Origin of the sequence: Pseudoalteromonas sp. P1-30 (assembly GCF_001400005.1) — a bacterium.
GTDB classification, from domain to species: domain Bacteria; phylum Pseudomonadota; class Gammaproteobacteria; order Enterobacterales; family Alteromonadaceae; genus Pseudoalteromonas; species Pseudoalteromonas atlantica.
This window is the reverse complement of record NZ_LKBC01000014.1, coordinates 39,388-61,249: the sequence shown is the minus strand read 5'-3', so window position 1 is coordinate 61,249 and position 21,862 is coordinate 39,388. Positions and strand designations below refer to the sequence as shown.

General features: G+C 38.2%; 18 protein-coding genes, 2 tRNA genes and 1 pseudogene. 8 read left to right on the top strand and 13 right to left on the bottom strand.

What is annotated here, in order from left to right:
* The first annotated feature begins 17 nt into the window (after positions 1 to 17).
* The 8 genes from AN395_RS16635 to AN395_RS19535 all read left to right on the top strand — a co-directional run bounded on the left by AN395_RS16635 (position 18) and on the right by AN395_RS19535 (position 11,092).
* The gene (locus AN395_RS16635; RefSeq protein WP_054983665.1) at positions 18 to 3,410 is read left to right on the top strand and encodes an Eco57I restriction-modification methylase domain-containing protein; all 3,393 of its coding nucleotides are present in this window, start codon (positions 18 to 20) and stop codon (positions 3,408 to 3,410) included.
* A complete protein-coding gene (locus tag AN395_RS16630; RefSeq protein WP_054983664.1) occupies positions 3,403 to 5,193 on the top strand; it encodes a DUF262 domain-containing protein in 1,791 nt (596 codons plus the stop codon). The genes AN395_RS16635 and AN395_RS16630 overlap by 8 nt, the downstream gene beginning before the upstream one ends.
* Before the next feature lie 9 nt (positions 5,194 to 5,202).
* The gene (gene pglZ, locus AN395_RS16625; RefSeq protein ID WP_054983663.1) at positions 5,203 to 7,257 is read left to right on the top strand and encodes a BREX-1 system phosphatase PglZ type B; all 2,055 of its coding nucleotides are present in this window, start codon (positions 5,203 to 5,205) and stop codon (positions 7,255 to 7,257) included.
* A gap of 10 nt (positions 7,258 to 7,267) precedes the next feature.
* Positions 7,268 to 7,957 carry a DUF6977 family protein gene (locus AN395_RS16620; protein ID WP_054983662.1) on the top strand — a complete coding sequence of 230 codons (690 nt, stop codon included), beginning with the start codon at positions 7,268 to 7,270 and terminating at the stop codon, positions 7,955 to 7,957.
* A gap of 12 nt (positions 7,958 to 7,969) precedes the next feature.
* On the top strand, positions 7,970 to 8,863 hold the full coding sequence (locus tag AN395_RS16615; protein WP_235576588.1) for a DarT ssDNA thymidine ADP-ribosyltransferase family protein: 894 nt from the start codon (positions 7,970 to 7,972) through the stop codon (positions 8,861 to 8,863).
* A 25-nt stretch (positions 8,864 to 8,888) separates the two neighbouring features.
* Positions 8,889 to 10,109 carry a hypothetical protein gene (locus tag AN395_RS16610; protein ID WP_054983660.1) on the top strand — a complete coding sequence of 407 codons (1,221 nt, stop codon included), beginning with the start codon at positions 8,889 to 8,891 and terminating at the stop codon, positions 10,107 to 10,109.
* A gap of 94 nt (positions 10,110 to 10,203) precedes the next feature.
* Positions 10,204 to 10,920 carry a zeta toxin family protein gene (locus AN395_RS16605; protein WP_054983659.1) on the top strand — a complete coding sequence of 239 codons (717 nt, stop codon included), beginning with the start codon at positions 10,204 to 10,206 and terminating at the stop codon, positions 10,918 to 10,920.
* Between the two features lie 13 nt (positions 10,921 to 10,933).
* Entirely contained in the window at positions 10,934 to 11,092 is a 159-nt protein-coding gene (locus AN395_RS19535) for a hypothetical protein (RefSeq protein WP_167378567.1), read from the top strand.
* A gap of 76 nt (positions 11,093 to 11,168) precedes the next feature.
* Here the strand turns inward: AN395_RS19535 and AN395_RS16600 are convergent, their stop codons facing one another.
* From AN395_RS16600 to ybgF, 13 genes and pseudogenes are all read right to left on the bottom strand, one after another.
* Complete coding sequence (locus AN395_RS16600) at positions 11,169 to 11,627, bottom strand: SEL1-like repeat protein (protein WP_054983658.1); 459 nt, start codon at positions 11,625 to 11,627, stop codon at positions 11,169 to 11,171.
* 44 nt (positions 11,628 to 11,671) lie between these two features.
* The gene (locus tag AN395_RS16595; RefSeq protein ID WP_054983657.1) at positions 11,672 to 13,543 is read right to left on the bottom strand and encodes a DEAD/DEAH box helicase family protein; all 1,872 of its coding nucleotides are present in this window, start codon (positions 13,541 to 13,543) and stop codon (positions 11,672 to 11,674) included.
* A 4-nt stretch (positions 13,544 to 13,547) separates the two neighbouring features.
* Positions 13,548 to 15,527 carry a hypothetical protein gene (locus AN395_RS16590; protein WP_054983656.1) on the bottom strand — a complete coding sequence of 660 codons (1,980 nt, stop codon included), beginning with the start codon at positions 15,525 to 15,527 and terminating at the stop codon, positions 13,548 to 13,550.
* An 86-nt stretch (positions 15,528 to 15,613) separates the two neighbouring features.
* Positions 15,614 to 15,988, bottom strand: coding sequence for a hypothetical protein (locus tag AN395_RS16585; RefSeq protein ID WP_157683956.1), 375 nt, complete (start codon positions 15,986 to 15,988; stop codon positions 15,614 to 15,616).
* Positions 15,989 to 16,055: 67 nt separating this feature from the next.
* A complete protein-coding gene (locus AN395_RS16580; protein ID WP_054983654.1) occupies positions 16,056 to 16,316 on the bottom strand; it encodes a hypothetical protein in 261 nt (86 codons plus the stop codon).
* A 117-nt stretch (positions 16,317 to 16,433) separates the two neighbouring features.
* Positions 16,434 to 16,964 carry a hypothetical protein gene (locus tag AN395_RS16575; RefSeq protein ID WP_054983653.1) on the bottom strand — a complete coding sequence of 177 codons (531 nt, stop codon included), beginning with the start codon at positions 16,962 to 16,964 and terminating at the stop codon, positions 16,434 to 16,436.
* 66 nt (positions 16,965 to 17,030) lie between these two features.
* Positions 17,031 to 17,696 carry a DUF6998 domain-containing protein gene (locus AN395_RS16570; protein ID WP_054983652.1) on the bottom strand — a complete coding sequence of 222 codons (666 nt, stop codon included), beginning with the start codon at positions 17,694 to 17,696 and terminating at the stop codon, positions 17,031 to 17,033.
* 21 nt (positions 17,697 to 17,717) lie between these two features.
* Positions 17,718 to 18,959: an integrase domain-containing protein gene (locus AN395_RS16565; protein WP_054983651.1), complete on the bottom strand. Its 1,242-nt coding sequence runs from the start codon at positions 18,957 to 18,959 to the stop codon at positions 17,718 to 17,720.
* A gap of 187 nt (positions 18,960 to 19,146) precedes the next feature.
* Positions 19,147 to 19,236, bottom strand: a tRNA-Ser gene (locus AN395_RS16560).
* 166 nt (positions 19,237 to 19,402) lie between these two features.
* A complete protein-coding gene (gene nadA, locus AN395_RS16555) occupies positions 19,403 to 20,443 on the bottom strand; it encodes a quinolinate synthase NadA (protein ID WP_004589501.1) in 1,041 nt (346 codons plus the stop codon).
* A gap of 150 nt (positions 20,444 to 20,593) precedes the next feature.
* Positions 20,594 to 20,677: pseudogene (locus tag AN395_RS16550) on the bottom strand.
* Between the two features lie 72 nt (positions 20,678 to 20,749).
* A tRNA-Lys gene (locus AN395_RS16545) sits at positions 20,750 to 20,825 on the bottom strand.
* Positions 20,826 to 21,110: 285 nt separating this feature from the next.
* Positions 21,111 to 21,860, bottom strand: coding sequence for a tol-pal system protein YbgF (gene ybgF, locus AN395_RS16540; RefSeq protein ID WP_004587278.1), 750 nt, complete (start codon positions 21,858 to 21,860; stop codon positions 21,111 to 21,113).
* Positions 21,861 to 21,862 lie beyond the last annotated feature (2 nt).

Genomic DNA, 21,862 nt, shown 5'->3' with positions numbered 1-21,862 from the left:
TGCTAAAGGAATAAAAAATGAGAACACCATTAGATAAAACATTACGCAGCAAGCTTGAAAAAACAGTAGAAAAAGCCCGTGACATTGTTGAAATCGCTGTTACAGAAGCATTGACTCGCCTAGGCATTGGCGAAGGAAGCGCACCTAGTTATTTAAGTGAAGCGGAACGTAAACTCAGAACACGTTTACGTGCCCACAGTCGTCAATTAGGTGATGTGTTAAATCGTGATTCGGGCAAACAAGAAACAGAGCTATTAGTTAACGAAATGGCGTACGAACATTGGCATCGCATGCTGTTTGCTCGTTTTTTAGAGCAAAGTGACCTGTTAATGTACGACCAACACACCCACGTCACCCTAGACGAGTGTTTTGAGCTAGCTGAAGAAGAACCAGAAGTAAAAGATGGCTGGGAATTAGCCGGTCAGTTAGCACAAAAAATGTTGCCGCAAATATTCCGAGCAGACTCGCCAGTATTTGAAGTAAAGCTTTCAATTAACCATGTTAATGACCTGGAAGAGCTTATAGCTGCGCTTGATAAAGAGACTTTTCAAGCATCTGACGCGCTAGGCTGGTGTTATCAATTCTGGCAAAACAAAAAGAAAAAGCAGGTTAATGAATCTGGCGTAAAAATCGGTGCTAAAGAGTTAAGCCCGGTTACACAATTATTTACCGAACCCTACATGGTCAGCTTTTTGCTCGACAACGCCCTTGGAGCTTGGTGGGCAAAACGCCGCTTAACACAAGACGACTTAGCGACCGCAACCAGCGAACAAGAGTTACGAGAACTCGCTTCAATTCCAGGTATCCCGTTAGAGTACCTTCGTTTTGTTCAAGATGAGGATACAAAAACTTGGAGTAGCGCCGCTGGTGATTTTGATAAATGGCCAGAAGATTTAAACGAGTTTAAAACCCTCGACCCATGCTGTGGGTCGGGTCACTTTTTAGTCGCTAAATTTTTAATGTTAGTACCAATTCGTATGGAGCTAGAAGGACTCACCGCAAAAGAGGCAATTGACAAGGTTCTAGGTCAAAATGTTCATGGCTTAGAACTCGACCAACGCTGTGTAGAGTTGGCGGCATTTGCATTAGCATTGGAAGCTTGGCGTTATCCTAATTCAGGTGGTTATCGTCAATTACCTGAGTTGCAACTTGCATGTTCAGGTGTCTCTATAGCTGAATCTCAAAAAGAATGGAATGATTTGGCTAAGGGTGATGAAGAGTTACAAGATGCGGTTAAGTGGATGCAACAAACATTTAAAGATGCCCCAACTTTAGGTAGCTTAATTGACCCCTCTAAAACCCTTAATGAGGGCGATTCAAAACCTTGGGAATTGTTGCAAAAAGCGATGATTACCAGCTCTGATATGAGTAAAGAAACAAAAACCATTGCTCAGGGCTTAGTTAAAACCGCAAATATATTATCTAGCCAGTATGCTTGGGTCGTTACAAATGTGCCTTATCTCACTCGGAACAAGCAATCTGAAACTTTAAGAGCTTTCTGTGATAAATATTACCCTGCCTCTAGAAATGACCTTGCAACAGTCTTTTTGGAGTATTCATTAAACATTTGCTCAGAAAATGGCTCCTCTAGCATAGTATTGCCCCAAAATTGGCTATTCTTGACTACCTACTCAAAGTTTCGAGAAAAGCTTTTAAAAAACTACAATTGGAATCTGGTTGCTCGATTAGGAGCTAAAGGGTTTCAGACCCCAATGTGGGATTTTAATGTACAATTGATAACATTAAGCAATAGTTCTCCCACTAAAGATAGCTTAATGAAAGGTATAGATCTATCTGATTATCTGTCCCCGAACGAAAAACTCCAAGCAATGACTGATGTCAATGTTCATAGCACAAATCAGCTTGAGCAGCTTAAAAACCCCGATGCAATGATTAACTTTGACGCAAGCAATAAACTTCAATATATGAATAAATTCATAAATAGTTATCAAGGACTTAGTTCTGGTGATGATCCGCGACTTAAAAGGTCTATATGGGAAATAAACCATAAGATGTTAACTAAATATTGGCGGTTTATGCAAAGCTCAAGTCAAGGGAAAGGTGATTTCTCTGGAAGAGAAAACTTAATATCTTGTCAGGTCATTAATGGAGAGGTTAATTTAGGTGCACTTAGAGGGAGAGAAGCCTGGGGAAAAAGAGGTGTGTCTATCGATAGGGTTGCATCTTTATACCCTTCATTATATTGGGGTGATCAGTTTCATAGTTTAATTCCCACACTTATCCCTAAAGATAACATCCCGATAGAAGCACTATGGGCATTTGCTAGCTCAGAAACTTTGAAAGAATCCGTTAGACAAACAAATCAATCTCTTAGTGTGGATAACGGGTATTTTGAAAGGTTCCAAGTTAATATGGAGTATTGGATTAAGCAGGGGGCTAAGCTTTACCCTTATGGAATTCCTTATCCTTATTCAAATTTGCCTACACAGTGGATATTTCACGGTCACCCATGTGCATCGGTAATTTGGAACGAAGAAACTAAAACTACTGCAATAAGTGACTCGCGCGAAGACGACTCCGTTCTACAAGTTGCTGTTGCTCGCTTATTAGGTTATCGATGGCCAGCAGAGCTGGACGCGGAAATGGAACTCGCGCCTGAAATGCGTGAAATCATCGCTCAGAATAAAGTGTTTGACGGATTAGTAGATGATGACGGTATTGTTTGTATACCCGCCATAAGAGGTGAAAAGCCGGCGGTTGATAGATTAGAAGCCATATTGCACGCAGCCTATGGTGATAAATGGTCTGCGACCGTATTAAACAATTTATTGAAGTCCGTCAAGTCTCGCGACTTAAACATTTGGCTACGTGATAAGTTTTTTGAGCAACATTGTAAATTGTTCCAGCATCGCCCGTTTATTTGGCATATATGGGATGGCTTACCAGATGGTTTCTCTGCACTAGTTAATTACCATCAACTCGATTACAAAGGCTTAGAGCGCTTAATTTACACTTATCTTGATGATTGGATTAGTACCCAAATTCAGTTAGAAAAAGATGGTGACGAAGGTGCTGAAATTCGTTTAGCGGCTGCTAGGGGCCTAAAAAAACAACTTGAAGACATTTTGGTTGGTGAAAAAGGCTTGGATATTTTTGTGCGCTGGAAGCCTCTAGCAGAACAATCAATAGGTTGGAACCCAGACTTAAATGACGGTGTTCGCCTAAACATCCGCCCGTTTATGAAAGCGAAAGATGTCGGTAAAAAAGACGCTGGCATTCTTCGTTCAAAGCCCAATATTCACTGGAAAAAAGACCGTGGTACCGATGTAGCGTCAGCTCCTTGGTATGACTTAGGCTTAGAATATGGCGGCAAGCAAGGCGACCGTATAAATGACCTTCACCTAACACTTGCCGAGAAAAAAGCAGCAAAGGAAGCTAAAAATGATTAAGTCCGTTGATAACTACCCTGTTTCGACTTTATTTAATATTGAAGCAGCGGTTGTATATAACATCCCTAGGTATCAACGTGAATATACATGGGGGAAATTACAATGGGATACTCTTTTTGAAGACTTACTTGAAAATGATCCAAGCTACTTTTTAGGTTCTATTATCTGCATAAATCAAAGTTTAGATTCATTAAAGATCCAGGAACTAGAATTAGTAGATGGCCAGCAAAGAATGACTACTTTATCTTTGTTAATGGCAGCTATCTACAAGTGTTATGGCAACTTAGAGTTAACTCTCGATATGCCGCAACAGATAGAACTTTATAACTTAAAAAATAAACTAATATTAAAAAACTCCCCAGAGCTGACTCGTCTAACGCCTCAAGTTCAAAATAACAATCAACAGGATTATTTTTGGGTGCTTAAACAAGCCGGTATTTTAGAAAATGCTGAACATATCTCAAATGCTGGAAATCGACGTGTATTGCGAGCTTTTAGACATTTTTGTAGAAGGATAGACGACGTTTTATATCAAGCTACCGATCAGCTTGCAGCGCTTTCTGAGTTAATAGATAAAGTAAATACAGCCACCTTAGTGAAAATTGAAGTGGCTAGTCATTCTGATGCATATACTTTGTTTGAATCTTTGAATAACAGAGGGGTACCACTTACTGCTATTGATTTAATAAAAAACAAGTTGTTGGCAAAACTTGAGTCGGATGATGCAGGGCAAATAGATAAGCACTTTAATAATTGGATGAAAGTATTAGCTTATCTTGGTGATGATTATGGAATACAAGAACGATATTTTAGGCAGTACTACAATGCATTTAAACCTGAATTAAAGCATATTGTTAGTGTTCCTGTTGCGACTAAATCCAACCTTATTCATATTTACGAAAAACTGATCGCCAATGATGCTAGCAGTTTCTTAAAAACAATGATGGTGCATGCTAATTTGTACGCGCAAATTATTGGCAATAAAGAAGTTCCGGATAACCCTAAATTAACAGGACTGCTGTCTAGCTTAGAAAACATTCAGGGTGTTCCATCGTATCTATTATTACTCCTACTGTTTAGTAAACAAGAAACACTAGAGTTGAAATCAGAACATTTTGAAAAAATTGTTACTTTGTTAATTGCTTTTTTTGTGCGTAGGAATACTACAGATACACCTGCCACGAGAGATTTAACAAAAATATTTATGTCCCTCTCTGATGAGGCTACAAAGCTAAAAGGTGATGCGATTTATGACCTTATTTGTAAGTCATTAGTAAATGTAAGTGCATCAGATGAAGACTTTATTAAAGGGCTATCTGGCAACCTATATGATGATAATAAAGCGGTATGTCGTTTTGCTCTTTGTGCCATTGAAGAGAGTGTAATGACAAGGGAATCAACCGTTAATTTATGGGCGATTGAGGGCAAACAATATGTTTGGACAATTGAACATATATTCCCACAGGGTGACAACATACCTGAGTCTTGGGTTAATATGATAGCTAATGGTGACAAAGAACTAGCCCAAACATACAAACAACAATATGTTCACTATTTAGGGAATCTTACAATTTCAGGCTACAACAGCACATTAGGTAATAAGAGCTTCGAAGAGAAACGTGATAGAACAAATCGGAAAGGCAACCCGGTTGGATATAAAAACGGTCTGTATCTAAATAGTAAATTAGCTTCGGAAACCAGCTGGTCTGTTGATAAAATCAAAAATAGAACAGAACTTTTAGTATCTAAAGTAGTTGAGCTCTTTAAATTACCTAGTATTTGAGTGTATTAAATGCAATTAATTGATTACCTAGCTTCGCAACTGCGAAACTCAGCAACCTATAATTCAGCGGTGCAAGTAGCCCCTGCTGCTATTTTGTGGACTGACATTGAGCGTCAGTGGCAACCTGCTATGCCGTTTATAAAACAACATATACCTGAACTCATTGAGCTAGGTACTTATAATCCAGAAGAGCGCATTGGCCCTGCTATTTGGATAAAGTGTGCGATAGCTGGGATGTTGGAAGATTGTGAATTACCTAAAGATAAAACCCCAATAATTTATTTACCGGGGGTTGGTCGTAAGGATTTACGTGCAATAGAGCAATGCCCTGATGAATTAAGACCTTTAGCCGAATTGCAATACAGAGGCTGCTGGTGGGCTTACAACTCTGCAGGTAGAGATTGGAGTGTTGGCTCATTTTTAACAAACCCGCGTGTGGGCTTAGAGCTTGATGTTGCCAAAGATAAAAAAACGCAAGAAGCCATACTCAATATTTTACCCGATTTACTTGAAACGCCAGCAGAACAATTAAAAGGTAAAAAGCTAGAAGCACAGGACTTTATAAGCATTGTAATGGATGACCCGGCTAAAGATATTTTAGCCTGGTTAAATAACCCAGAGGCAAAAAAACAAGCTTGGGGTGAAAGTAAATGGCCTGTGTTTAAACAAGCCTGTATAAGCCAATTTAACTTTGACCCTGATGCAATAAGCGATATAAGCGGAATTACTTACAACTTATGTGAGGCTGAAGGCGAATGGCAAGCTGTGTGGGAGCGATTTAAAGACACTGCACACAACCTCCCCTGTTTAGTTGAAAAGCTTAAAACTATCACACCTACTGGTTTAGCATTTGAGGCCAGCCATTTTTTATCTGAAAACTTAAAAGATGAAGCGGAGTTAGCAAATAAATTAGCTAACATTATCAGTGAAACGCCAACCGAGTTAAGACAGCAATTAACGAATTTGTTTAAATTACATGAACAGCGTAAAAGCTGGTTATGGCAAAAGCTCGATATGTCGCCTTGGCTGAATATATTAGAACAACTAGTAAACGTTGCTCAGCATACTCAAATTAATTTTACAGGCCCAAATGCAGAGGCAATGGCACAAACCTACAAAGAGCGGTTCTGGCAAGCAGATGCTGCAGCAATTAACGCAATGGCAGCTGCTACTGATTTAAACCAGGAGCAAGTAGTTGCTGATATTCTGGCTGTAATTTATACCCCGTGGCTTGAAGCTGTTACGTTGAACTTTCAGCGCTTAGTAAAGGACGAAGGCTACCCAGGTAAACCAAGTAGTGCCGGTGAAATTAATGAGTCGACCGCAACGTATAGCACCAACGGCCAAGCTGTATTTTTTGTTGATGGACTACGTTTTGATACTGCAAAAATGCTTGAGAATAAGCTTAGTAAATTAAACATAAATGTTAATTTAACAAGTAATTGGTGTGCCCTGCCCTCACTAACTGCAACCGCTAAGGCTGCCGTAACGCCTGTGGCCGATATTTTAAGTGGCGCACAAGAAAACGATAACTTTATTCCCCAGATAACCGACTCTGGATCTGAGTTTAGCTCTTATCACTTAAGTAGTGCATTAGGCAAAAAAGATTGGCAGTTTTTAAAAGAGTTAGACACTGGCAACCCATCTATAAATGCATGGCTACAAACTGGCGATTTAGACAATATGGGGCATAAGCAACAGCTAAAAATGCCGCGCTATATTGATAGTATCTTAAATGATGTAGTCACCCGTATTGAAGGCTTATTAGCTGCTGGCTGGAAAAATATACGCATTGTGACCGACCACGGTTGGTTGTGGGTACCGGGTAAATTGGCCGAGGCTAGTATTTCAAAAAACCAGGTTAAAAAACGTTTAGCACGTTGTGCTATTTTAAAAGACAATGTAAGCACTGAAGAGTTAAAGGTACCATGGCATTGGAACGAAAACGTCTCTGTAGCCATGGCTCCTGGTATTGCAGGTTATGTGGGTGGGGATTATTACAACCATGGTGGTTTAAGTATACAAGAGTGCTTAACCCCTGTGATTAACATAACAACACCCTAAGGTTGATTAAGTGGCTACTAGACCCGTTTTTAAAGTGATTAAGCCGTTTCCTTATGTACAGGAAGAGCTTATTGACTTTGAATGGCATAAAGGAATGGCAGCCACACAAAAACAAAAATCTGTTCGCTCTTTACATAACGCTGCGCATAACTTGTTTAATGATTTAAATGTACTTGAAATCTCGACAAAAAGTGAGAGCACCTTGGGTGTAAGCCTAAGTGCTTTCAATTTGCTTGTTACATTAAAAAATGGTCGCGAAATTCCACTTGAGAATATTTTTCATGCAGCTAAAGTGTTTGAAAATGGCGGTCCTTTTAAAGAGCTTCTAACAATTCCGACACATGAAGTTAAACGAGATAGCCGTTTAGTTGAGAGCGGCTGTTTAACTGGCTTTTTTAGTAATGGAAAAACCTGGCCACTCACACCTAAAACTATATTTTATGATTGGATTTACATTAATACTTTAAAATTAAACAAAGAACTACACTCTCAAATTATTCAATATAATGCGTTTACTGATATTGAATTTAACCCTAAAAAAAGCGTTAATTGCCAGGCTAGAGCAGCTGCTTTATATGTTTCTTTAGTCAACAATGGCACTTTAGAACAAGTTACTCGCTCTGCTGATGAGTTTATAGCTCACTTAAGCCAAAGCATCGGAAGTTGCGCCTCCCCTGTACAAAAGGATTTATTTATTTAAATGGAAATTAATATGTTTGAGCCAATGTTAAACAAGACATTAGCCCTTTTACCTACTCCAGCTATTGCAGCTGAATTTGTAGTAAATGAATTATCTTTCGCTAACAAAAGCTCTCTCCTGGTTCGTAATTTTGCTAAATCCAGTGGTGTAAAACTAAAGACTGAGATGCCACTGCTGGAGTTAAATAGCCCTAACATTCTGTTTTCAACTTTAATAGCTGACTTAGGCAGCTATCAAAATACTATTTCATTACGTCTTGAATTAATTGATGCCGTAATGAAGCATTATGGATTAGGTAAATATGCGAATATTGATGATAAAGAGCTTATTAAACAATTTTGTAGCGAGCGTGGAATTACTACATTAATACACTTTACAAAAGTAAAAAACCTTAAAAGCATTTTGGATATAGGCCTTAATAGTAAAGATTATAATAACGAAATATCTAAAGGTCATATTTACAACGATGCTAATCGATTTGACTACAGAACTCACATGATTTCGTTATCTGTGTCCTACCCTAACGACAAGATGTTTTATAAGTATAGACAAGCACAACCAGAAGAAAGCTGGGCTGTGTTAGAAATATCTGCCCGTGTTTTATGGGAGCTTGACTGCTTATTTTGCCCCGCAAATGCTGCTAGCTCTCCTATAGCATCAGCAACTGAGGCATCCCTTTCAGGAAGTGTGGCATTAAAACAGCTTTTTAATAATCAACCTATCAATTTACGAGCTTGTGACCCTACTGACTCACAAGCCGAAATTCTCGTTAATAGTCATATTCCAAAAGAATATATCCAATCAATATATTTGGATAAACCTAGCGAGTTATTAGCAAATACCGATTTTAAAATCAATAATACTTACTTTCACAATCGACAGTATGCTCTTTCGCACTGCTTTTAGCTCAACCTTATTATAAGGAAATAATATGTCTCTATTTAGCTTTTTCTCAAGAATTAAAACGGACCCTAAGGCAGAAGCCCAAGGTGAACAATTCTTTCGCCAAGCACTTCAGTATCATCAATATGGCAATCAAGATGACGCTATTTTATTCTTTACAAAATCACTTGAAGTCAGCCCAAACCATTCAAACGTATATTTAAATAGAGCTGGCTGTTTCATGATTCAAGAAAGGTACCTTGAAGCGTATGATGATTACCTTCAAGTTATAAAGATGGAAAAAAGAAAGCAGTCTCTCGATGATGGGCAAGCATCTCCGATGGCTTTACAAAACCTAGAGCGAATAAAGCTATTTCTGAGCTTTGAAGAACAAAATGGCGATAAAATTAGAGGGCAACTAACGAGTGATGGCTTCGAGCATTTTACAACTCGCTGGGCTGAAGTTTTAAGTAATACACATTTAAAAAACGATTTTAATGCTATTAAGCACTTTGTGAATGAGGAGATAAAAGAGCTTGAAGAAATGGGTGGAGTACACCAAGAGTATGCTTTAAATTGCGGTATTGATCATTCTGAGTTTGTAAATGTTACTGAAACTAGTAGTACTCAACAGGCTTTTGTCTTTTTTAAAGGCATTCTTTGTTGCTTCAGCCGTGACCCGCAGAAAATGTTTGAAATTAGAACAAAGATACTTAATAAATTAATTTCAATAAGCAAGTATTCTAAGACCGTTAATAAAATTAGCAATCAGAAGATCAATTACAATGGTGGAATGAGGCTAGTAGAAGCTGAAGTCGATATAATGTTTATCGTTAAAAATGGTGAGGTTATGTATGTTAATAATGAAACCTCCCACCTATATGAAATTGATAACGATGGTGATATGAAGCTAGACGGTAGAGTAGTTAACTTTATCTTTAAAGATTCAAATGAAGTCATTGAGATATTTGTTGCATTTGATGATCAAGATTCGCATTCAATGTTTACAATGAATATGGGCCGGGATGAAAGATTAAACTATGTCGCTCAAGCTATTTTTCAATTTATAGCGAAAAATAATATCACCAATGTATTTTCAGCTACTGCGACATATTCAAGCCAATACCACTATGCATTTAAGCTTTATAAAAAGAATGATAAGCACTTTATGGTTAATAACAATCAATCTCAAGCTTACTTGATAAGTGAAAACTTATATAAAAACAATAATGCTGATGATATTAAATCTGAGTTTTGGGGGATGACCTAAGCCAAAAATGTAAAGTGATCTTTAGTATACAACTGGATTTAAAGGGGTTTTTAACCCCTTTATTTATGTTAATTAACCTTAAATTTGATACATTATGACAGATGAAGAAATTACAAAAAAAGCGCTAGTAAAAGCTAAGGCAATGAAGAAAACCCTTGCCAAAAGTATGATTGATCATTTGCCAGAAGAAGAAAGTGCTGTATCTGTTTTTATGGCGGGCTCCCCTGGTGCAGGAAAAACAGAGACTGCTAAAAGTATTATTTCGCAATTTAAAAAAGAGCATGGGGTTGATGTTGTTCACATAGAAAATGATGAACTAAGAAAGGAGTTTGATGACTACCAGGGGTTAAACTCTCCGCTATTTCAAACACCTGCAACTATTTTAGTGGAAGCAATACATGACAGAGCTTTAAAGAAAAAGGTTAGTTTTTTACTCGACTCTACGCTTTCAAGTTTTGAAAAGGCAAAGTCGAATATTGAACGTTCTTTACGTAAAGATCGCTACGTTTTGGTTATATTTGTTTACCAAGATCCCGAACAAGCTTGGTGCTTAGTAAAGGCTCGCGAAATAGTTGAAGGAAGAAGGGTTCCACCTGAGGTTTTTGTAAATCAGTTCTTAGAGTCTCAACGTGTGGTCAGCGAATTAAAAAATATTTTCAAGGATGATATAGATATTATTTTTATGGAAAAAAACCTTGATGGAACAAAAGAAAAGCCTTACTTTAATGTAAGTGATATTGACGCTCTACTTGGCAAAAAGTATAATCGCGCGTCCTTAGAGCGTATAGCCGGTATAGGTAATTCAACATAAATAGGAGTATGGCATGTTAGTTCAATCTCGTGAAAAAGTTAAGTCTACGCCTTTTTCTGAATTTGTACGTAACGGTTCAGCGAAAGAAAAGAGAAAATTCTTCGACAAAGTAATCAAAGAAACAGTAGCTGTTCAACGTGCGATGATCGAAGAATCAAAAGCCTGTAGATAGTTAACAAACAGGTTTGTTATAAAAGCCGTTCAAATAGAGCGGCTTTTAAAACGTACTAACTTATATTAGTTCAGGTTTAAAACGCCATACGGAATAATTCTTCACAATCCTCTAATGCCTTTTGTGAGTTTAAATCACCATTTTGCGCCGCTTTCTCATACCAAAACTCCGCCTGTTTTAGGTATTTGTGATCAGATTGGTGCAATTTACCATCTGACAAATCTACTTTATTTAAGTAAAACTTTGCTAAGTTAAATTGAGAACCAATATCATTATTTTCTGCGGCCATAGTTGTAAAAGTTGTAAATGTTTCCTCTACTTCCAGGGGATAGTCTTTATTCTCATAACTATCTAAATGTAATAAAGAAGCCATAGATATAAAAGTCTGGCAATCGACACTGCCAGCAAATGCTGCTTCTCTTATGATCCTACCAAATTCATTTCCGCTTTTAGTTTTTTGAAGTATTTTAAGGTCCTTATCTGTTATTTTTGATAAGTCCGTTAAATCCACTTTTTTCTTAAATATCCCAAACATCTTTTCTCCCTGTTTTTATACTGACAAACCATAATACTGAATACTTATTTCTGTTGTTTAAAAATAGACTTAAATTGTACTCTTGAAAACAACACTTCTAAGCTATCTTGCTTTTCTACTGTTAACTCATCTGAATATTCACCGCGTAAAAACAATAAAATTATTGTATCGTCAAGTTCAACGCCCAATAGCTCACTTACCTCTTGCAAATCGTCATCATCCATTGAACGCTTAAACGCATCAGTTTTTTTAGATAAATTATATACACTAAATACACTTGCCATAACGCGTTTATCTTTTGTTGTCTCTCCACCACCGGGGTTAACTACTTTATTGAATTCTAATGGATGACCTTGATCTAATAATGAAGTGAATTCTATTGCTCTGCTTTTTGCACAGCTTGGAGTGTAATCATCATAGGTAACACCGTTTACCCATTGCGCTTTGATCCAATTTTGATGCTCACCTTTAAGGGCTCTACCCTGCTTTCTGTGTGGGCCATCCTCCTTTAACAGCTCAGCCCTAATAAGATCAATAGCATCAAGTAATAAAGGGTTTTGGGTGTATATTGAGTAATCGTAGTTTGGTGTAGTTAACTTACCTGGAACAGCTAAATAACTTTGGGTTAAATATGTTCGAGTATCATCTTTCTTCCGAGAAGAAGTGGAATATTCCTTGTTTGATGAGATTTGAATTCCTCTATCAAAACCTCTTACATCATATTTAGCGCAAATATTTTCAAAAACGGCATGTAAGCCTTCGAAGTCGCTTTTATCACTGTTTAATTCAAGGTGATTAAGTAAATCGCTGTAAGCTTTAATAGCGTCAAGGTTAGTATAGTGTTTGGCCTGCGTATTACAGTGATACCCACAAGCACGCCCAATATTGGCCTGGACAATTGCAGCTATATTAGCAATTGTGCTATCCCAGGTATTAATAAGCGTGCTCTTCATTTCTTGACCAAAATTAATGCCAGCTCTAAAGCCTGCAACAGTAATTGCAATGACTTTATCGTCAAACATCGCTGCTGCTTCATATTCACGTTTAAAATCGTCAATACTTGCTAAGTCACTTTCCTCAACTCCCACCAGCTTTTGGCCAATAACCATAATTTGCTCTTCAGCTATGCCGTTTTCTAGAAGGATATTTTTTGCTAAGTTTGCCTGGCTACTAGGAACCCTAATCAATGACCATCCTGATGAAGGATGCTCTTTGAACTGCCTTATGAAACGCTTACGTAGTAAAGAATCATCACAAAAATTACGCTGTTCTTCTGTTAACTTTACTATTTGGTTGTTGCGATGCATCTCCCTGATGCCCAAATACTCATCACTTGTTTTATGAAAAACAAGACTGGTTTTAAAATCGTGACGAAGTATCGAATCTGCGCCTGCTGAGTAAAGTGCGCTAAAAGGTGTGGCTGAAATAAAAGCAACTTTACAGTTTGTGTTTTCTTTTTCAAGATACTCAAAAACCTTAGCATATCTTACAGCTTCTGAACCGGCACCATAGTGGCACTCATCTATTATAATGAGCTTAGGCGGTTGAGCTTTAAAGTTACTTGAGAGTGCGAAACTCATATTAGTAAAGTTACTCACAACAACATTATTACATTTGGCAAGATCTTGCTTGGCCTGCTCTTGTAGCGACAAATCAGCCATGGTGACTAAATAAAGTGTATCTTTTAATTTTGAGCGCTCACAAATATCTGTATCTGATAGACTAAGTCTTTGTAAAGCAGCTAATACTAATGCAATACCAGACTTCCCTGATTGCATTTCAGCAGTTATTACAACAGCACGACTACCTTCTTCAAAATGGCTAAATGCTCTTTGTGCAGCATGCTGTTGATGTTCGAAAGTATCACTAGATACTATTTTCTCTAGATACTCTCTGTGCTTTTCTGCTTGATTCATAGACTCATTTAACCGAAAACTGTGATTCGTCACTCAATGTACCTGACTTTTCAGGTAACTCATTGTGAGATTTTTTTGCTAACGTTCTATCTAAGTCGTACTCACCACGCTTGTATAATACAAATAGAGTATCGTCATGAGGGATATCAAAATAATCACACATGTCCCATACATCTTTTTCCGTCATTATTGTTTTAGACACTTTACGTCTTGATATGTTGTAAACGCTAAACACCGTTGCTGTAACTGACTTATTCTCAGTTAATTCACCAGAACCTGGGGCTACGACTCTATTAAACTCAACATATTCATCATTATCTAACATGCTTGTAAGCATTATTGTTCTATCTTTTTGAGGGCCGTCTACACCAGCTTTTTCTGGATTATCATAGCTATCACCATTAACCCACTGGGCTTTTATCCAGTTTTTCTTTTTACCTCGCATGGCTCTGCTACCTTTTACCGACGGCGCTCCATTTTTGATAAACTCTTCCCGTAAGACCGTTATAGCACTTAAAAGAAGCTTATCTTGGGTATGCTGGGAAAAGTCGTAGTCTTGGTCCAGGAGCCTTGCAGGTACTGCTACATAGTGATCTGTTTCGAATGTTTCAACATCACCTATGGGCCTACGCCTTTTATATTTTATTGTTAAACCTACATCCAAACCATTTACTTGGTACTCTTGGCATACGTCTTCAAAGAACTCTCTTAAACCATCAAAATCAGACGCAGCATGATCGGAGCATGTGCGTTCTAGATAATCCAATATAGCGCCATAGGCTTCAGCTGCATTCCCATTTGTGAAGTGCATTGAAGTATTGTTACCGTGATACCCACACGCACGACCTACATTAGCCTGTACCACAGCTGCAACACTTGCGACTGTGCTATCCCAGGTAGAAATAAGGTTATTCTTCATTAAATTGCCGAAGTTTATTCCTGCCCGGCAACCTGCAACTGTAATCGCGACTAACTTTTCACCAAACAATTCACTGTCTTCAAATGCTTTTTTAAACCTATCAATAGTAGATAGCTCGTCCTCAGGTACACCTGATAGCGAATTTCCTAGTATATAGATGTTCTCTTCATCAACACCTTCAGATATGAAGAACTGCTTTGCATCCATTGCTGTCCCTGCTGGAACTCTAACTAATGACCAGCCCATACCTTCATGGGCATTGAATTGCTGCATAAAGTTTTTGCGGTGTACAGAGTCAACCAGAAAGTTCCTTTCTTCGTCATTTAAATTGTGTAAGCGATTGTTTTTTAGCATCTCCCGTACGCCGTAGTATTCATCACTGGTTTTATGAAAAACCAACCGAGTACCAAAATCACGACGTAAAATAGAGTCTTTAAGCGCTTGATTAGCCGCTTGAGTTGATTCTTTTAAAAGTTTATCGTTATGATCTTCTTCAGCTTCAGAACTAACCTCTAGCGCTTCTTCGTATTCTGTTTCTGCACCATATAGAGCGCCAAAAGGTGTCGCAGAGATAAACACCACTTTACAAGAGTCATTTTCTTGTTCTAGATAGTCAAACACAGAGCTATATCGGATACCGGTAACATTAGAACCATAATGGCATTCGTCGATGATGATTAATTTAGGGGGGTTACCTTTAAAATCTGTTTCTAAGGCTTTTTCGAAATTAACAAAGTTACTAACAACCACATTCTTTGCAAGTCTTAAATCATCTTCTGCTTGATCTCTCAAAGCCGTATCTGGCATTGTAACTAAGTATAATGTGTCTTTAAGTGAGCGCTTTTGGCAAATTGTTTCATCATCAAGGCTTAAACGCTGCAAACAACACAAAGCTAACGCTATTCCAGATTTACCAGCTTGCATTTCAGCTGCTGTTACTACAGCTCTCACATCATTAGAGAATGCATTAAATGTTTTTGTGGCAGCACTCACTTGGTGACCATGTAAAGTATTGCCGTCGAGGATTTCTTGAACTTTTTTGCGGTGCACTTCAGCTTTATTCATAAAACTAGCTCCTTGTCTTTGTTGTAATATTATTTATTGAAGGGGCCTCAAGCTATTTCTAACATTGAAGCTTTTTGTAAAAAGCGTTATACATTCTCACAACTAACGAGCTCTATAGCTTCCTCTTCACTAATTCCAGCCGCGATAAATACATTAAAGTTGTCGCTTTCTACTTCTTTTAAAGTGTTTTTACCCGTCCAAGAGGTATGTGTTGCTAAATTCCAACCCGCTGGTAAATTTCTAAACTTTTCAGTATGGCTTATTGAAACTGCATAATGCTCTTTTTTAAGCTTTTTATATAGCTTCAATGCCTCGCTAAAAGTAAGGACAAAAGCCAATTCTTGCTCAGGCTCTGCATTACGATTTTCATCAGTAATGATTCTGACATTTTCTTTTTTTAACCATATTGATGATTTAATTTCTTCAAACTTTGCCTTCATGGCGTCTTTATTATTTGACACTTGATCTCCCAATCAATTTCATGCTCTTGTAAATCTTTATAATTTTAAATTAATATTCGGCTAAAAATTACTTTGGCGATACCGCTCCGCCTGACACTGTCCACACACTTGCCTTTCGCTTATTAGGATTTTTCTTCTTTTTTGTATTTTTAACTTTGTTAATTAACACCTTTTTCGTATTAAGGCTTTTCTTTGCTTTCAATCTTTTTATATTTTCTTCCCTTTCTATTAGGACAAACCTACAAGCCTCTTGATAACTAAAATGAGGATTAGCTTTTAGTACTTTTATAACCCTTTCTTCAATTGATTTTCGCTTCTTCCTTGACATAAACAAGCACCCACCTTGATATCTTTTATTTGTTAATTAGATAAATTGACTCTCAAAGCTCAGTGCTTTTTAGAGAAGATTTAAAGAACCGCTTAACTTCAAGCATTCAAGAAAACGCTATTTCTTTTTTCCTAAGCTTGGTAAACCTCCTGATCTCACAGCTCTAACGCCAGATTTAAAATATACATCCATAATATCGTTAGACATATTTTTATCTGGCTTTAACTTGGAGTTTAAGTCACGAACAGCGGCTTTTCTTAAATTTTTCTTATCAGATTGTGATACTTGATTTTGTATAGATGAAAAGGCATGCGATATAGCTATCAGTCTTTTTAACTCTTTATCAGAACAGTTCTCGTTAAAGGCTAAAATGGATTCTAGTCGCTCAATTTCCTTTGCTAATTTTTCCTTAGGTGTACTGGTAAAAGCTATCTTTAATTTATTTGATGTAGCCTTGTTACTTTGAAGTAAAGCCCATTCATAAGTCCCTTCTATTGTTCTTCTTGCCTTCAAAAGGCCCTTGGGAATATCACTTTTATAAGATGGCCCTGCAAGATAGGCCTTACGGACACATCTTTTATTATGCTTTTTTTGTTCTGTAGGTGCTTTAAAAGGCCAACCACATTCTGAACAACTAAAAACTGACATATTACATCCTTGTAGTCTGATAAATAAAGTAATTTTAGTTCATGGTTTAGGAATAAAACAACTACTTTATTCACTTAACCCCTTAATCAATAAAGAGCCCAGCTGCCGTGTATTAAATGGATTTCCGTTGCCATTTAAAATTGAAACCCCTAACTCTTTGGCAATATCACGTAAGTAAGGCTTACTAGGTGTTACAAGCTCGTCATTTAAAAAAACTTCTATGGTGCCGTTTTCAAGTTCCACTAATTTATAGTTATGCCATGTAGCTTCTTTTACGTTTAGTAATATACGTGGCTTAACCGGCGGATTTATTAACTTACTCATAGATATAGCGCTCTTACCTGTTGGCCCAATATTCATGAGTAGTTTTGCTTGTTCAACAGTGGTATCTAATAAAGTCTCAACCTGCATTTCTTCAGTATTTATTTTCAAAATAATAATGCGGTCAACCAACGCTAACGTATTTGTGTTAAAGCTTATATGGCCGCTTGACCCCATTTTAGCTGTTGTTTTTACCGATATACGCTCACCACTACTTGATACAACATCGTACCCCGCCTGGTTAACCTCTGTTGCCATGCGTCCATTTGTTATAAGTGCGGCGTAAAGCTCGCCTATTCGGCCGGTCAAGTGTCTTAGCTCTGTTGGAGGTACATCCCAACTTAACTCCCTTTCTAACCAGCTCATTGCCTCACCCAACGACTGAATGATTTGCATTTGTGTTAAAGCCATTTTATATCCTTATTTTATCTTCTAACCAACTTTTAAAAGCTGCTTATGTCCTGATACCGACAATGAACCTTGAGATGCCTTTTCTATATGCTCACTCCACCAATTCATTAGCTCTCTGCGTTTTTCAATATATTCAGCTCTATTATAAGCAGAACGAACTTGGTTTTTATCTACATGTGCCAGTGCGGCTTCTATTATATCGGGATTAAACTCATGCTCGTTTAATGTTGTACTTCCAAGCGAACGTAAGCCATGGCTTACTAAACGGCCCTCAAACCCCATGCGTTTTAGAGCCATATTAGCTGTCTCATTGTTGATATGAGTTCTCGGGTTTCTGTCTGACGGAAAAACAAAGTCTCTATGCCCTGAAATTGGTTTTATTGATTCTAATAACTCTATAGCTTGATTTGATAGAGGAATGGCATGCTCTCTGCGCTTTTTCATTCGTTCAGCTGGGATAATCCATAGTTTATTCTCAAAATCAATTTCATCCCAACGAGTACCGGCCGCTTCACCTGGGCGGGTAAGAGTATGTAACTGCCATTCAATCAAAAAGCGGGTTATTCGTTTAATTGACGCCGTTGCAAGCGTTTGCATCAATTCAGGCAGCTCTTCTGGTTTTAACGAAGGCATGTTTTGTTTTTGCGGCTTTTTAAATGTTTCTTTTATTCCAGCAAGCGGATTAGCTTGAATATAACCACTATTAACTGCATAGGTCATCACTTGGTTTAATCGTTGGCTCAAACGCTTAACTGTTTCTAGAGTACCTTTAGCCTCTATAGGCCTTAAAATTTTTATGACTTGTGGTGCGTTAATTTTGCCAATAGGATATTTACCAATAACCGGCAGTATATGGTTATTTAACGATCGCCAAATATCTTCGCCATGAGCTTGCGTAAAATCAGGCTTTTTAACCTCAAACCACTCTAAAGCTACTTTATTGAGAGTTAACTCTTCTTGAGCCCGTTTAAAAGCTAAGGTTTCATCTCTATGCTCTTTTGGATCAGTCCCTAAAGCAACTAGTTCTCTGGCTTGTTGCGCTAACTTTCTGGCATTTACAATAGATACATCGGGGTACTTGCCTAATCCCATGTTGACACGCTTTTTTGTGATTGGATGGTAGTAATTAAAGTTCCAGAGCTTAGAGCCACTCTTTCTGACTTTTACTTGTAGACCGTTACCATCGGATAAAATTATATCTTTATCCTCTGCTTTAACTTTTTTTAACGCTGTATCGGTAAGCTGCTTGGCTGATCTTGCCATAGAAAATGAACCCCACTCAAATTTAGTATTCTTTTATTATGGCAGCTTATTCAAGGAATACCATTTCAGATACTAAAACTTTGAGCTTGGATGAAACAGCCTGGGACAGGGTGACACTCTAAGTCATTGATTTTAATTAGTTGCAGACACAAAAAAGGACGTCCTGAGACGTCCTAATATTGAATGATGGTGGAGGAAGAGGGATTCGAACCCTCGTTAGGGATTAACCTAAACACACTTTCCAGGCGTGCGCCTTCAGCCACTCAGCCATTCCTCCACGGTGTTGCTTAGCAACAGCGCGTTATAGTATGAAATAGGTTACACAGGTGCAAGGTCTTTTTAAATTTGTGCTGTTAAGTGTCTAATAATCAATCAGCAATTTACTTTAGGCATAAAAAAACGGCTAAACCTTAAGGTTTAACCGTTTTTATGCATTAGGCTAATTACTTAGCCATGCTAGCTGTAAAGTCTAACATGCGATTAAGTGACTTGAGCGCGCCTTCGCGTAAGTCCATATCTACAAACACTTCTTTACCACGGGGGTCTATCAGAGCTTCTTCAATCGCTTTTAAGCCATTCATTGCCATCCACGGGCAATGTGCACAACTTTTACATGACGCGCCTTCACCCGCTGTTGGGGCTGCAAAAAACTCTTTTTCTGGGCATAGCTGCTGCATTTTGTAAAAAATACCGCGGTCTGTCGCTACAATAAACTTATCGTTATCCATTGTTTGCGCAGCTTTTATTAGTTGACTGGTTGAGCCAACCGCATCTGCTAGTGCCACTATTTCTGCAGGTGACTCTGGATGCACCAATACACCCGCGTCTGGGTGCAGGGCTTTCATATCTTTAAGCGCTTTTGTTTTAAATTCATCGTGTACGATACATGCGCCGTTCCACATGATCATATCGGCGCCAGTATTTTTTTGAATGTAGCTACCAAGGTGTTTATCTGGGCCCCAAATAATTTTTTCACCTTGCTCATCTAGGTGCTCTACAATTTCAAGCGCGCACGATGAGGTTACAATCCAATCTGCACGGGCTTTAACGGCTGTAGAGGTGTTTGCATACACTACAACTTTACGATCAGGGTGCTGATCACAAAACGCTGAAAATTCATCAATAGGGCAACCAATATCTAACGAACACGTTGCTTCTAGCGTTGGCATAACAACCGTTTTGTTTGGCGTTAAAATTTTAGCGGTTTCACCCATAAAACGTACGCCTGCAACGATGATCATGTCTGCATCGTGGCGAGCACCAAAACGTGCCATTTCTAATGAGTCGGCAACACAGCCCCCTGTTTCTTCGGCAAGTGCCTGAATTTCAGGATCTGTATAGTAATGGGCTACCAGCACTGCATTTTTATCTTGCAGTAGTTGTTTAATACGTGCTTTATATTCGCCTTGCTCGTCTTTAGTTAACGGCGCTGGCTTAGGAGGAAAGATATAACCTTCAGGCATAATAGTTTGAGCTAGACTCATGTTCTCGACCACTTCATCTACAGTGCATTAATTACGGCAAATTATACGAGAATACACGGGCAAATAACAGCTATCTGGGCATGCTGTTTATAAATAAAAATAAGAAACTGATTTAAATAAAATAAGGGGAGTGTTGAGATTTTTTAGAAGTGGTGGGTCATGATGGACTTGAACCATCGACCAATGGATNAATGGATTAAAAGTCCACTGCTCTACCAACTGAGCTAATGACCCGCTCTGTGTGCTTACTATTTAAGTGAGCTGCGTAAATCCGCCGATTGAACCAATCTTTACCTAAATAAAGAATGGTGGGTCATGATGGACTTGAACCATCGACCAATGGATTAAAAGTCCACTGCTCTACCAACTGAGCTAATGACCCGCTCTNACTTTAACCATCGACCAATGGATTAAAAGTCCACTGCTCTACCAACTGAGCTAATGACCCGCTCTTTTTGCCGCATTTTGAGTGGGGTAACCATTCGTTTGCTGCGGGCGCTTATAATACTTATTTATAAAATGAGTGCAACCGAAAATGTCTCTTTTTTTCAGTTTTTATGCCTAGGTGAGCAAAATTAAAGCGTTTGTGCTCAAACTACATGCAAATACAAGATTCGCCGAGTATTTCTATGTAGTTTGAGCTTTAAATACACCGCTTAAATGCGTCCTAATTAGCTAGACGCTCGGTTGCAAGTTTTGCAGCAGTTGTACTTGGATATTGGTTAATTAGATCACCCAATATTTTTTGAGCCTCTTGATTCAGGCCTTGCTCTTGTAAAAGTGTGCCTAACTTTAACATGGCATCTGGTCGTTTATTTGAGTTAGGAAACTCATTAACCACGACTTTAAAGTGCTCACTTGCTTTTACACCATCATTTTTAATAGTCAGCAACTGCCCAAGCCAATAATGTGCATTAGAGGCATACACAGAATTAGGATAGGTTGTTAAAAATGTTTGAAACTCAGGAATAGCTTGGTCGTAGCGTTTATCTTTCATTATTAGCGCTACTGCACGCTCATACGCTTCGTTTTCAGATAAGTCACTGCTATAGGTTTGTGCGTCGCTCGATTGCGTGTAATCGGTTGCAGGCGCAGCAGCGGGTTGTGTGTACGCTTGGCTTACGCGGTTTTCTATTTCTTGATAAAGCTCACGCTGGCGCTGAAGTACTTTTTCAAGTTTATAACTTTGCTCTTCAGTAACACCGCGAATTTGGCTTACTTCATCTTGAAGTAGATTAAGTTGTTGCTGTAATTCAACTTGTAATAAGTTTCGCGACTGCATCATGTTTTCTAGTGACGCTAAACGCTTCTCTATGCTCGACTGTGAACTTGCAGCTTCTGAAACAGGAGCGGGAGCAGCCAAAACTTGGGTGCTCCCGCTCAATATCATGGCTGCCAAAATAATTTTCGGCTTCATAA

Bases quoted from the DNA above. Each gene is read 5' to 3' on its own strand.
- AN395_RS16635 (WP_054983665.1), top strand. From the start codon at position 18: ATGAGAACACCATTAGATAAAACATTACGCAGCAAGCTTGAAAAAACA.
- AN395_RS16630 (WP_054983664.1), top strand. From the start codon at position 3,403: ATGATTAAGTCCGTTGATAACTACCCTGTTTCGACTTTATTTAATATT.
- pglZ (WP_054983663.1), top strand. From the start codon at position 5,203: ATGCAATTAATTGATTACCTAGCTTCGCAACTGCGAAACTCAGCAACC.
- AN395_RS16615 (WP_235576588.1), top strand. From the start codon at position 7,970: ATGTTTGAGCCAATGTTAAACAAGACATTAGCCCTTTTACCTACTCCA.
- AN395_RS16610 (WP_054983660.1), top strand. From the start codon at position 8,889: ATGTCTCTATTTAGCTTTTTCTCAAGAATTAAAACGGACCCTAAGGCA.
- AN395_RS16605 (WP_054983659.1), top strand. From the start codon at position 10,204: ATGACAGATGAAGAAATTACAAAAAAAGCGCTAGTAAAAGCTAAGGCA.
- AN395_RS19535 (WP_167378567.1), top strand. From the start codon at position 10,934: ATGTTAGTTCAATCTCGTGAAAAAGTTAAGTCTACGCCTTTTTCTGAA.
- AN395_RS16600 (WP_054983658.1), bottom strand. From the start codon at position 11,627: ATGTTTGGGATATTTAAGAAAAAAGTGGATTTAACGGACTTATCAAAA.
- AN395_RS16595 (WP_054983657.1), bottom strand. From the start codon at position 13,543: ATGAATCAAGCAGAAAAGCACAGAGAGTATCTAGAGAAAATAGTATCT.
- AN395_RS16590 (WP_054983656.1), bottom strand. From the start codon at position 15,527: ATGAATAAAGCTGAAGTGCACCGCAAAAAAGTTCAAGAAATCCTCGAC.
- AN395_RS16580 (WP_054983654.1), bottom strand. From the start codon at position 16,316: ATGTCAAGGAAGAAGCGAAAATCAATTGAAGAAAGGGTTATAAAAGTA.
- AN395_RS16575 (WP_054983653.1), bottom strand. From the start codon at position 16,964: ATGTCAGTTTTTAGTTGTTCAGAATGTGGTTGGCCTTTTAAAGCACCT.
- AN395_RS16570 (WP_054983652.1), bottom strand. From the start codon at position 17,696: ATGGCTTTAACACAAATGCAAATCATTCAGTCGTTGGGTGAGGCAATG.
- AN395_RS16565 (WP_054983651.1), bottom strand. From the start codon at position 18,959: ATGGCAAGATCAGCCAAGCAGCTTACCGATACAGCGTTAAAAAAAGTT.
- nadA (WP_004589501.1), bottom strand. From the start codon at position 20,443: ATGAGTCTAGCTCAAACTATTATGCCTGAAGGTTATATCTTTCCTCCT.
- ybgF (WP_004587278.1), bottom strand. From the start codon at position 21,860: ATGAAGCCGAAAATTATTTTGGCAGCCATGATATTGAGCGGGAGCACC.